The sequence below is a fragment of the Aliidiomarina sp. genome, assembly GCF_047920995.1.
Taxonomy (GTDB): domain Bacteria; phylum Pseudomonadota; class Gammaproteobacteria; order Enterobacterales; family Alteromonadaceae; genus Aliidiomarina.
Genome location: NZ_JBLRWZ010000021.1, coordinates 1 through 12,136 on the forward strand (window position 1 = coordinate 1; position 12,136 = coordinate 12,136).

The window sequence follows — 12,136 nt, forward strand, 5'->3', positions numbered from 1 at the left end:
GGAGCTTAAAAATCTTTCGCAACTAAATAACGCGCTAAGCGCAAGTAATCTTCAAAAAAGTTACTCGAATTATTAAAGCCGCCCGGTAACATTTCATATTTACGATTTACAATATACGTGGGCGTGCGGCTAACCGAGAATTGCCGCTGCAACGAACTCATACGATTCGCCAAACTACGTGCCTGCATACTATTGGTAGCACGATTATACATTTCTTCTTCCACACCTAAATCAAGCATAATTTGCTTCAATTCGGTAACACTGTTGCTCATGCGGTTACGAACAAAGTGGTTTTGAAATACTCGCTCTTTAAATTGTTTATCTATACCGAGTACTATTGCAGTAGCCCAAACGCTTTGAATATTATCGCGAATAGCAGCATTTGGAACCACAATATTCACATGATATTTGTTAAAACTGCTACCAAACTCTTCTGCCAACATATCGCTGAATGGCGCATATTGATAACAACCACCACAGTAGAACGAAAAGAAATCAATTATTTCTGGCGCTCGGCTTGGCGTATCGCCAATTACCCGATAATGCACGCCTTCTTGAAACTCTTGTGCTTGCGTTGGCGTTAGCGCCACGAATACCAAGGTTACTAATGCCACTATTAATTTTTTCATGATGGTTCCTTGTTACTTCATCTACAACGTAGCCAAAATTAGAACAAGTTCGTTATTCGCTACTACAGGTTATATTTCTACAAGTATGTGCATTATGCCGTTAGTTGAAACCCTGCTGCAAGCGCAGCGGTTCTTCATCAAACGCAGCAAGCTGCTCTTTCAACGTTAAAATTTGTTGTTCCCAATAGCGCGGCTCTGCAAACCAACTAAAACTGCGCTCAAATGCCGGGTCTATCCACCGCTCCGCTAGCCACGCCATGTATTGAATGATTCGAAACGCACGCAAAGGTTCAATTAAACGCAGTTCGGCTCGATTAAAATCAGCAAACTCCGCATAACCCTCCAGTAAAGTTTCTAGCTGTAATTGCTGTTGCGCTCGCTCACCAGAGAGCATCATCCACAAATCTTGAATCGCTGGCCCTTGCCTACAATCATCAAAATCCACCAGCGTTAAACCTTCTGGCCGCCACAATAAATTGCCAATATGGCAATCACCATGCAAACGAATATGTTGATAATCATTCCATGGCACTAATTTTAGGCGCGCGATTACCGCCTTTAAAATTGCCGCAAAGGGCGCTTGCAAAGCAGAGGGCAATAACGGGCAGGCTAATAACCGCTGCTCATGTTGCGCCAGTATATCTAAATCAATTAACGATACTCGATGGGCAAACGGCTTAGCGCGGCCAACCATATGTAAACGGCCTAAATGACGCCCTAGATCTTCAAGCTGTTCTAGCTGTTCCGGTTCAAGTGCTCGGCCACCAATACTTGGGAATAGTGCAAACCGATAGCCTTTATAGTGCAACAGGCTGGTTGGTAATTGCAGCGGGCATACTACGGGAATCTCCGCTTCATGCAGTGCAAAGGTAAACTCATGCTCTTCTTCAATTTGCGCATCACTCCAGCGATTGGGCCGATAAAACTTCACTACATAACGTTTGTTATCTTCGGCTAAAAACTGGTACACACGATTTTCATAGCTATTTAACGGCAAAAGGCCTGACGTAGGGTACAGGCCTGTGCTTTCTATTGCATCGAGAATAAAATCTGGTGTTAAATCTTGAAAGCTAAATTCTGCCAAAAATAATTCCCATCATTCGTGTTACTGATAAATAAAGTTGGTTTGCACATTCTTCCGAACACGGGCGTCATCAATGGCTTCTATGGTAAACTGAATTTCTACCATGGGCATTTCCAAGAAGTAGGGGTCTACCGCCACGGTTACCGGCACAGATTCGGTAGATTCAGCACCGAGCGTTACTTCTTCAATACCTTGCAATTGCATATCGTTAATACCTGTTACTGTAACACGATACGTTTGCGCCACTTGTGCTTTATTGGTCATCCGCAAAGTATATACGTTCTCTACCCAACCTTGTTGGTTCTCTCGATACAAGGTATTACGATCGCGAATTACATCAAATTCCAACGGTATACGTAAAAGGATATCAGCCACCAATAGCCCAGTTAACACAATCAACGCGATGCCGTAACCTACGCTCTTAAAGCGAAATACTTTTGTTTCTCCGCCCTCTAAACGGGTTTGCGTAGTGAAACTGATTAGTTTTTTCGGATAGCCCATTTTTTCCATTACATCATCACAAGCATCAATACAGGCACCGCAACTAATACACTCATATTGCAAACCATTACGAATATCAATGCCAGTAGGGCACACCTGCACACACAAGTTGCAATCGATACAATCACCTTTATTAATGCTCGCCGGATCTACCTTGCGCTTGCGTGGGCCACGTGGCTCACCACGCTCAACATCGTACGCCACAATGTAGGTGTCTTTATCAAACATGGCAGATTGGAAGCGCGCATAGGGGCACATGTGAGTACACATAATTTCCCGCATCCAGCCCGCATTACCATAAGTGGCAAAGGTAAAGAACAGCACGCCCCCGGTAGCCCAGGCGCTCGCGTTGAAGGTGAAGAAGTTAACAAAGAGTGGGCGAATTTCGGAGAAGTAGCCCACGAAAGTAAGAGAGGTAAGTAAAGCCACGATAATCCAAGCCGAGTGCTTGAGAAACTTGCGCACAAACTTATCCGCATCCATAGCCCGCTCATCAAGCTTCATACGCTGATGGCGGCTACCTTCAATTTTGCGCTCGAACCACATAAAAATGAAGGTCCAAGTAGTTTGTGGGCAGGTAAACCCGCACCATACACGGCCAAACAACGTGGTAATTAAGAATAACGCGAACGCCGATATCATCAGTATCCACGCTAAAATTGTCAGATCTTGCGGCCACAATGTAAGGCCAAAAATACGAAAACGCTGCTCGAAGATATTAAATAAAATGGCTTGCTCGCCATTCCAAGTTAGCCATGGCAATGCGGCAAATAAGGCCATGAGTAAAAAACCAAGCACGCGCCGGGTAGTTTCTACTTTACCTTCGGTTTCCCGCACATAAATTTGATTGTTACCGGGTGGTTTAGCGCCCGAACTCGTGTTCGGCTTTTGAATGGAAACGTTCTTTTTAGGCGGTGCTGGCTGCACCTGGATAGGTTGAGCGGTAACCTGCTCATTTGCGTGTTGCCCCTTGGTGTTTTCTGCCTTTTGATCAACCACGATATGTCCTATCATCTAATCTAACCTGGGAATGGGTTGATTATACGCCCATTCCCAAGAAAGATCAGCGCCGTTCGCTGATCTAGATCAACCCTACACCGGTGGGGTAAGGGTTAAAAATGCCGCAGCTATGCCGAAATAAATCAGTACTCCCCCAGCATCGGCAATTGTGGTTACTAACGGTGCGCTTGCAACCGCCGGATCCCAGCCCAAGCGCTTGAGTAAAAATGGCAATAAAATCCCTACGAAGCTGCCCACTAGCACAATACTAATCATACTCAACGCCACAATTGGGATGATTACTGGATCTACTCGGAAAAATGCTACAGTGGAAATGGCAACGGCCATGGTTACACCCAAGCCCACTGATACCAGCATCTCTTTACCCAGCATATAAAACCAATCTTTTTTCTCAACATCATTTGTGGCCATACCACGCACAATCAGTGTTGCCGCCTGGGCACCGGTGTTACCACCAGAAGCAATCAATAAAGGTAGGAAAAATAGCAAGGCAATGTTAGTAGCAATCACTTCTTCGAAATACATCATTCCCAATCCCGAAAAAATGTTTGCGAATACCAGTAATACCAACCAATTAATACGGCTGCGGTAGATTAAAAAGGGGCTCGCATCTTTGATACCGCCCTCCAACTTACCAACGGTTGCCGATTTATGCATGGTATCGGTATCTTCTTCTTCCACAACATCCATTGCGTCATCGAAGGTAACCATGCCGATCAGCACATCGTTATCCGTTACCACTGGAATCGCGATTAAATCATAACGGCTGATAATACGAGCCGCTTCCGATTGTGGCATTTCCGGGGTAAGTAGGACTACATCACGCGTCATGATGTCTTCTACTTTTTCAGTAGGTGCCAGCGTAATGAGCTGACGTAGTGACACCACGCCTTGTAACTTATGATCTTTATCAATTACATAGGCTTGATATATGGTTTCTTTTTCCGGCGCGCTTTGGCGCAACCGGCGCAACGCATCATCTACTGTGCCGGTAACAGGAATTACCGCATAATCCGATGTCATTACCGAGCCCACGGTGCCTTCTTCATAGCTTGCTAAGCGGAGCAAATCTTCGCGCTCTTTTTTCGCCAGCCGGCGCATTACCGCGTCTTGTAATTTTACATCAAGCAATGAATATACATCGGCTCGTTCATCCGACGACATATCCCGAAATAACTGCGCCAACACACCAATTTCCATGTGGCTGGCCAAATCTTCTTGATTACTTGGTCGTAAATAACCGAATACTTCAGCCTGTTGCTCGCTTGGCATTTTATCGAGCAAGGCAAGGGCACTATAAACTTCAAAGTTTTGATCGATGTATTCAGCCACATCGGCTGCAGGGATATCAGCCAAGGCTGCGCTGAGCGCTTGATCGTCGCCTTGGGCAACTAAATCGATGAGGTGCTCGTAACCTTCGTATGTCATACGCAACGCTCCTTGCCGAATATCTGAGTAATGGCTAACTGGGTGCTTGATAAGTTACAGCAAGCCTGTGGAGCTAAATATAGTTGATAACGCACAGATATACTCCTTTCTTGCGAGGAGAGCGCGAAGACAAAACACGGATGTAAAATCGGTATGCAAATTGAGGCTAGCGAACATAGCTAACAAAAGGTGTTAGCCGAAATGCTTGCTGCAACTTTACCGTAAGCGTTCAAGCTCGATAAAGTCGCAGTGACACTGAATCAGAGTAACTGGGAATTTAACGAACGTGAACGGCATATTCGTCGTGGACTGTCCAAGACTTACTCTCTCCATTTAAAAACATGGTATAAGTTTAAAAAATAGCGTTGCGCTGGTCAAGTAAAAAGGCCATCACAGAACCATTAGAGTGTTGTAGGAATTTCCATCGTATCGGCATGGTTGCGGCTAAATAATTCCGACATCACACTGGTAAACTCACCACCATCGCGGTACACAAATAGTGCGGCAATATTATGCGTATTGGCGAACTGCAAACCCTCTTTTTCGCCCAAAACCAAGAGCGCTGTGGCGAAGGCATCGGCTTCTGCAGCATTATCGCCAAGCACATGAACGGCCGCTAAGCGATGTGCAATAGGTTTGCCTGTGGTTGGGTTAATAGTATGAGAATAGCGAACACCATCTTCCTCGAAGTAATTACGATAATCGCCCGAACCCAACATAACAATATTATGTAATGGTAAAATATGCCGCACAACTTGCTGATTATCATTCGGTGCTTCTATACCAATTCGCCATGGCCGTTCATCGCTGCGCATGCCCTGAGCAATTAAATCTCCACCTATATTAACCAAGTGATTCAATATCCCTAGCGAGTGTAAGTAATTACTAACTTCATCAACCGCATAACCTTTCGCAATACCAGATAAATCGATGAACACATCCGAATGGCGTGTTACCGTTTGCTCCGCATGGTTTAGCTCTACATAGCGATAGCCAACTTCAGCTAAACGCTGCTCTAAAGCTGCCGTATCTGGGGCCCGAGTGATTCTGCCCTCTGGGCCAAAGCCCCACAGATTAACCAACCCACCAATAGTGTAATCAAACGCGCCGCCAGATATTTCGGCAATATCAGCACCGAGCGCCAACACATAAAAGAGCTCTTCCGGAACCGCTACGGGCTCGCCAATAGGGCCCCGATTTATCTGATTTAGTACCGAATCATCGCGATAGGTAGACATCTGCCGGTCGATTTCATTAAGCACAGCCAATACGCCTGCACGCACTTCATCTTCAGCAAACTCATGTTGAGTGCCAATCGATACTTGAAAGTAAGTGCCGAAAATTTGCCCTTCAAGCACTTTCGGCTGCGGCTCTGAAGCGGGGCTACACGCACTAAGCACTATAACTGTAGCAAGCATCGCTACAGCTACTTTCAATTGCTGCATACCCACCTGTATCTGTTGATTCACTATCACAAAAACCACCTTATTTAATGTGCTTAAACTCAACGCTATGCTGTTTACTCACTATTATAGAAAATACCACAATAATAATCCGCCAAGCACCAACCGATAAATTACAAACGGCTGCATACCAATGCGTTTAATAAAAGCTAAAAAGTAATGAATACATGCATAAGTACTAATTGCAGAAGCCACAAAACCAATGAGTAGCACATCCCAGCCCATGCTGGTTCCGCTGCGCATTAAATCAAGCGTGAGCAATAAGCCCGCCGCCGCAATAATCGGGATCGATAACAAAAACGAAAAACGCGCGGCGGCTTCTCTACTCATGCCTAAAAATAGTGCTGCTGTCATGGTAATGCCCGAGCGTGATGTGCCCGGAATTAACGCGAGTGCTTGGGCAAAACCGATAATCAGTACATCTTTTAACGATAATGAATATTCATTTCGGGTTCCCCGGCCTTTCCAATCGGCGAAACCAAGTAACAAACCGAATACGATTAACGCGATACCCATGATCACTTCGCCGCGTAAAACACCCTCAGCGGCATCTTTAAAGATAAGCCCCAAAACACCTGCGGGGATAGTGCCGATAATCACCCACCATGCTAGCTTGGAATCTTTGGTTTTTTCGCCGCCAGCCAGTGCTCCCAACCAATCTCGTGCCATGGTGAAAATTTCTTTGCGAAAGTACAATACCACCGCCACTAGAGAGCCCGCATGTAAAATCACATCGAACTCAAGCCCTTGATAAACATCGCCAAGCCATTGCCCGGCAAGCACCAAGTGGGCCTGGCTAGAAATCGGCAGAAACTCGGTAATTCCTTGTACTAAAGCGAGCCAAAACGCAGTGATATAATCCATACCTAATTCCGTTTTACTGAAAGCGAACAAAAATACGTTAAAATAAGGCGGCGATTGTAGCAGAGAAAGACACTGAATCACCAATAAGGTACACTTCCTCAATAAAATTTCAGCGGAAGAATCTACTCATGAAAAACTACTTACAGTGGTTAATTAAAGGCCTTGCCATGGGTGCTGCCGATATTGTGCCCGGTGTTTCTGGCGGTACTTTAGCGTTCATTCTAGGTATTTATGAGCGGCTACTAAAAGCCCTTACTGCATTTAATGTGCAAGCAGTGCGCCTGCTTTTTCGGGGGCATTTAAAAGCACTTTGGCGGCATATCGATGGGGCATTTTTATTATGTTTGTTCGGCGGCATTTTGCTTGCCATCTTTAGCCTTGCCAACCTCATCGTATTTTTGCTCGAATTCCACCCCGTACCGCTGTGGGCGTTTTTTAATGGTTTAATTATTGCTTCATTGCCATTACTAGTGCGCAACATAAAGTGGAATCTACTGCGCTCGCTCTTGTTTGTGCTCGGCGCCATATTCGCAATGCTGATTACTACCCTTACCCCGATGCAAACCAACCCCTCTGCTTGGTTGTTCTTTATTGCTGGTTTTATCGCCATTTGCGCGATGATCTTACCCGGCATTTCCGGCAGTTTTTTACTGCTCATCATGGGCATGTATGCGCCCATGACCACCGCCGTAAGTGAACTACAGATTAGCGTACTTATGTTATTTGCACTTGGCTGTGCCACTGGGCTGATGATTTTCTCGCGAGTGCTTAGTTACGCATTAAAGCGCGCTCATGATGCGATGTTGGCATTACTTTCTGGTATTGTGCTCGGCGCACTATTTCGCATTTGGCCGTGGCAAATGGAAAACCAACTGGTAAGCCCAACCCGCTATAGCGAACAGCTAGGTTCCAGTGGAATAGTTTATGCCGTTGTAGCATTTATTATTGGCGCACTCGTGATTAGGGGCTTGCTTCAATTGGAAGAATTGTTTAAAAATGGAGCAAAGGAAACGCCATAACCTGCTCTTAAGATAACTATCGAGCAGCAGAAGGATTTGTATGCAACCCAATGTTCAGCAAGGCCTGCGTAAGCGGCACTTAGTTATTCTCTATCTCTGTATATGCGCCATATTACTAGTGGGCGTATATAATCGCTGGCAAGCAAATGCAGCCGCCTCTCGATTAGGGGCGGATACTTCTTCGCTATCCACCACACCCGCTTCCGTTCAGCCTGAAGAGCAAGCACCTAGCAGCCAAGCGGAGTATCCGGATGCTGACGCGCTTGCAGAGCAGATAGCAGCTTTAGAGGAAGAATACGAAACCCTACTCACCGAACTTGAACGGCAAACTAGGGCTGTGCCCGTTACGGAACTTGCCGAGATGGACCAAATGCAACGCCGTTTAGATTACCTAAATACTATCGCCGTAGAAACCACCGATCCAACAATTCGAGCCGCCGTTCCCAGCGTAGCTTTTGGCCTTATCCCTCTGCATGAACGCTTCGCGATGCATACCGATGATTGGCAGTTTAGTGATGAGCAGAACTTTATAGAGGATTTTTACCAGCAAATCGGGTTTCAAAATGCTGAACTTGAGGAATATTTCGAGAGCTTTATCTGCACCCACAGCCACTGTGATCTGCAATTTAGCGAGCTTCCCGATCACCTTTATTCGTTAATGCAAGCAGAGCACCAAGCCTTATCGGGTAAGCAAATTCGCTATCACCCATACTTGAGCCTTAGTATTCACAGCTCTCCTTCTAGCAACAGAATTCGCTTAATCATTGGCCGTAAACCATGAATAAAACCATGATTCACATTATTTTTATCCCCATCATCGCCGCTTTACTGTTGGCATGGGGTTACTTTGGCAAACTCAGTGCGATGCATACTAGCGCTACAGATAGCCCCGAGCACAGTATGCAGCAAGTAGCAGAAGGGGGTACCCTCACGCAAGGTAAAGGCCAACAGCAAAGCAGCGCACGGCCGAAAGAAGACACGCTAGAACAAGAATATGCGCGTGCCCAGCGCGCCTACCAGTACGATACAGATCGCCACCGAATTGCCGATCTTGAAGCTAAAATCGCGGCAGTTCGGGCTGAACTTGATGTGCTGGAAGCGCACAGCGAGCAAAGCGCTACGGCAGAAACCATGCGCCTAAACCAATTGTTAGCCGATTTTGCCACGGGCATTCAGAACAGCCGCCATAGCGATATTAACGAGTTTGCCACCAGCGAACCACGCCCAGATACGCAGCGCGCACTTACCGATTTTCTTGTTGCCAACGAACATGTACGCAATTTAGGCATACAGGTTGGGGAATGCAAAGCCTTTGGTTGCGAGCTGCACATGAACGGTAATTACCACGCCACTCAGCCCATAACGCAGGTTATGCAATTAAATCGCGCAATGATAGAGCATGGTGAAAGCGAATTTGGCCAAAGTAGCTTGCACCTCGTGGGCCATGGTGCGGAACAGCGATTATTACTGGTATGGCACTAAAAAAAAGCCCGCCATGAGGAATGGCGGGCTAAAAGTACGGTTTTATGGGGGAACAACCGCAGTTCACTTACACCCCAGGGAAACTAGGAGAGATATTAGCCCCCTAAGGTGTCAGATTTATGACACGCTAAACATATTGCTTATTCAGCAAGCGAGCGTGCCGTTCTAGCTGCATTTAATACGGCAGCTAACTTAATTGATGTTTGAATGCCTTGCGCAGAAATATCATGCTTCAGCAACACACCCACATGCGAATCAATACACATACCACAGCCAGCTAATGCTGATACTGCTAGGGAAAATAGTTCAAAATCTGCCTTATCAACACCCGGGTTCGCCATGCCATTCATACGCAAGCCAGCCGGAAGTTTGGCAAACTGTTTATCGGTGCATAAGTGTAAGAACCGATAGTAAATGTTGTTCATGGCCATTAAGGTTGCAGCTAACTTCGCAGCGCTCACTACATTGGCTTCTACTTTGCCTTCTGCCTCAGCTTCTACTGCAGCAATAAGCTCTTTATCATTCATTGCATACACCAGCGATAACGCAGTGCCATAAAACTGGCCAGCTGTTAAACCTGAGGAATCAACGTTACTAAATAAGTTTGATAAATTTAACTTGGTGTCTTTGCCGTGATCGCCAAGCAATTGTTTGTAATCTGCGATGCTCATAATGCCTCCAGCTGAAAAAATAATTTGGTGCGCGCTTTAGTAAATAGTGCTTGTTCCGTAGTGTTGCTGTGCTGATGAAAGGGCAGCGCTATGCTGCCCTTCATTGCTCACTACGATGCACTTATGCAACTCTGCAATTACAGAGTGTCGCCACCTAGTGGGCGGTTACAAGGGCACAATTCATCGGTTTGTAAACCATCTAAAATACGAACGATTTCAGCTGGGTTACGGCCAACGTTTAACGCGTTTACAGAAACGTGCTGGATTACATTGTGTGGATCTACAATGAATGTAGCCCGCAGTGCTACGTTTTCAGCTTTGTCGCGAACGCCTAAGCCATCTACTAATGCACCTGAAGTATCAGCAAACGAGTACTGATTTAAGCCGTTCAAATCTGGATGCTCTCTACGCCATGCAAGCTTCACGAATTCGTTATCAGTGCTGCCGCCAAGTACCACAGCATCACGATCTTCAAACTCTTCGTTTAATTTTGCGAACTCAACGATTTCGGTTGGGCATACAAAGGTAAAATCTTTTGGATAGAAGAAAATAACTTTCCACTTTCCTTCGAAGCTATCTTGCGTGATAGTTTCAAATGCACTTACGCCATTCTCTTCTGGCATGTTAAAGCCAGGCTTCGCTGCAACTACTGAAAATTCTGGTAATTTATCGCCGATTGTTAACATCTGTTCCCTCCAAGGAATACTTTGAGATGAAAAGTTATTAGTAAACCCATTGCTTTTGGTCCGTTACCCTTCTGTGCTAAGCCTTTAGCTCGTGTACAAGCTAACAACAATGCCAGCAGAAGAAATGGCGCAAACGTCTAGGTTTACCTACTGCAAAACTCGAGGCGTATAGTAATTACTTGATCGGATTGATTAAAACGAAGAAAAACTATTACTATAATCGGATAAACTAATTGTTCGTTTTTTCTTTGTGCCGGTATCGCTCTGCGAATGGTAACCAACAGAAAAACTTAAGGCGCAACACCAATGAGGGCTTCATGAGTAAACTTCCAAGTTTAAAGAATTTGAGCTATTTGCTCGCACTTCACCAGCACCAAAACTTCAATCGAGCCGCGCAAGCCTCGTTTGTAAGCCAATCTACCTTGAGTAGTGGTATTCAAAACTTAGAAGAGCAACTCGGTTGCCAACTTATTGAACGTGATCATAAATCATTCTTATTCACCGCTATGGGCGAAGAAATTGTAGAGCGTTCGCGCGCTATTCTTACCAGCACCGAAGAATTGGTAAACTACGCGCAAAGCCAAGGGAATGTAATGGAAGGGCCACTGCGCATTGGTTGCATTCCTACAATCGGCCCGTTTTTGCTAGGTGTACTCAGTAAAACGTTACAACAACAGTATCCCAAGCTCGAATTACTAATTCGCGAAGATACTACCCAGCAACTCATGAATTTCTTGCGGGATGGCGAATTAGATGTGCTCATTCTGGCATTACCCGTAGATTTGCAAGGTAACCAACAATGGATCGTAGGCAAAGACCCCTTCAAGATGGTACTTGCCCCGGCGGTGGCGGAAATAGCTGGCGATCCGGTAAATTACAACAAGCTTCCCGATAAAAGTATTTTCTTACTCGAAAAAGAACATTGCATGACAGGCCACGCTGTTACCGCTTGTCGGCTCGGCAACAAAGAAAAAATCAATCCATTTACCGCTTCCAGCCTGCATAGTTTGATTCAAATGGCGGAAGCATTAAACGGCGCAACCTTTGTGCCACAGTTAGCGATTGATGCTGGCATTTTGGCGGGTACCGATTTAGTAATAAAAGATCCTAGCGATGGTGAAGCCTATCGCGAGATCGGGTTGGTATTTCGGCCTACCACTAGCCGCCGGCAAACCTTCCGCAAATTGGCGGAAACTCTTGCTGAATTATTACCCGAAGCAACATTGCGCTAGTTGCTAACTTTCGTGCTAGCGCTAAAGCTTGCATTAACAGCGCAGCATATCGTGTGC

The 12,136-nt window shown here is 45.7% G+C and carries 12 protein-coding genes; 4 read left to right on the top strand and 8 right to left on the bottom strand.

Annotated features, from left to right (window positions below):
- Window positions 1-5: 5 nt before the first annotated feature.
- From ACNA7P_RS07130 to ACNA7P_RS07155, 6 genes are all read right to left on the bottom strand, one after another.
- A complete protein-coding gene (locus ACNA7P_RS07130; protein ID WP_416257933.1) occupies window positions 6-629 on the bottom strand; it encodes a DsbA family protein in 624 nt (207 codons plus the stop codon).
- Between the two features lie 100 nt (window positions 630-729).
- Window positions 730-1,713, bottom strand: a complete 984-nt coding sequence (locus tag ACNA7P_RS07135; RefSeq protein WP_416257934.1) for a serine/threonine protein kinase — start codon at window positions 1,711-1,713, stop codon at window positions 730-732.
- A gap of 21 nt (window positions 1,714-1,734) precedes the next feature.
- Window positions 1,735-3,141 (bottom strand): cytochrome c oxidase accessory protein CcoG, encoded by a 1,407-nt coding sequence (gene ccoG / locus ACNA7P_RS07140; RefSeq protein ID WP_416257975.1) that lies wholly within the window; start codon window positions 3,139-3,141, stop codon window positions 1,735-1,737.
- A 165-nt stretch (window positions 3,142-3,306) separates the two neighbouring features.
- The gene (gene mgtE / locus ACNA7P_RS07145; RefSeq protein WP_416257935.1) at window positions 3,307-4,662 is read right to left on the bottom strand and encodes a magnesium transporter; all 1,356 of its coding nucleotides are present in this window, start codon (window positions 4,660-4,662) and stop codon (window positions 3,307-3,309) included.
- 401 nt (window positions 4,663-5,063) lie between these two features.
- Window positions 5,064-6,137 carry an FAD:protein FMN transferase gene (locus ACNA7P_RS07150; protein WP_416257936.1) on the bottom strand — a complete coding sequence of 358 codons (1,074 nt, stop codon included), beginning with the start codon at window positions 6,135-6,137 and terminating at the stop codon, window positions 5,064-5,066.
- 54 nt (window positions 6,138-6,191) lie between these two features.
- Complete coding sequence (locus ACNA7P_RS07155; protein ID WP_416257937.1) at window positions 6,192-6,989, bottom strand: undecaprenyl-diphosphate phosphatase; 798 nt, start codon at window positions 6,987-6,989, stop codon at window positions 6,192-6,194.
- Window positions 6,990-7,117: 128 nt separating this feature from the next.
- Here ACNA7P_RS07155 and ACNA7P_RS07160 point away from each other — a divergent pair, with 128 nt between their 5' ends.
- The 3 genes from ACNA7P_RS07160 to ACNA7P_RS07170 are packed head-to-tail and all read left to right on the top strand — an operon-like array spanning window position 7,118 to window position 9,490.
- Window positions 7,118-8,008: a DUF368 domain-containing protein gene (locus ACNA7P_RS07160; RefSeq protein WP_416257938.1), complete on the top strand. Its 891-nt coding sequence runs from the start codon at window positions 7,118-7,120 to the stop codon at window positions 8,006-8,008.
- A 40-nt stretch (window positions 8,009-8,048) separates the two neighbouring features.
- On the top strand, window positions 8,049-8,789 hold the full coding sequence (locus tag ACNA7P_RS07165) for a hypothetical protein (protein WP_416257939.1): 741 nt from the start codon (window positions 8,049-8,051) through the stop codon (window positions 8,787-8,789).
- Window positions 8,790-8,797: 8 nt separating this feature from the next.
- Window positions 8,798-9,490 (top strand): hypothetical protein, encoded by a 693-nt coding sequence (locus ACNA7P_RS07170; RefSeq protein WP_416257940.1) that lies wholly within the window; start codon window positions 8,798-8,800, stop codon window positions 9,488-9,490.
- Window positions 9,491-9,630: 140 nt separating this feature from the next.
- On the opposite strand, the gene ACNA7P_RS07175 is transcribed toward ACNA7P_RS07170, so the two are convergent.
- Both ACNA7P_RS07175 and ACNA7P_RS07180 read right to left on the bottom strand, forming a co-directional pair.
- A complete protein-coding gene (locus ACNA7P_RS07175; protein ID WP_416257941.1) occupies window positions 9,631-10,161 on the bottom strand; it encodes a carboxymuconolactone decarboxylase family protein in 531 nt (176 codons plus the stop codon).
- 137 nt (window positions 10,162-10,298) lie between these two features.
- The gene (locus ACNA7P_RS07180; RefSeq protein ID WP_416257942.1) at window positions 10,299-10,847 is read right to left on the bottom strand and encodes a peroxiredoxin; all 549 of its coding nucleotides are present in this window, start codon (window positions 10,845-10,847) and stop codon (window positions 10,299-10,301) included.
- Between the two features lie 317 nt (window positions 10,848-11,164).
- Here ACNA7P_RS07180 and ACNA7P_RS07185 point away from each other — a divergent pair, with 317 nt between their 5' ends.
- Window positions 11,165-12,079, top strand: a complete 915-nt coding sequence (locus ACNA7P_RS07185) for a LysR substrate-binding domain-containing protein (protein WP_416257943.1) — start codon at window positions 11,165-11,167, stop codon at window positions 12,077-12,079.
- Window positions 12,080-12,136 lie beyond the last annotated feature (57 nt).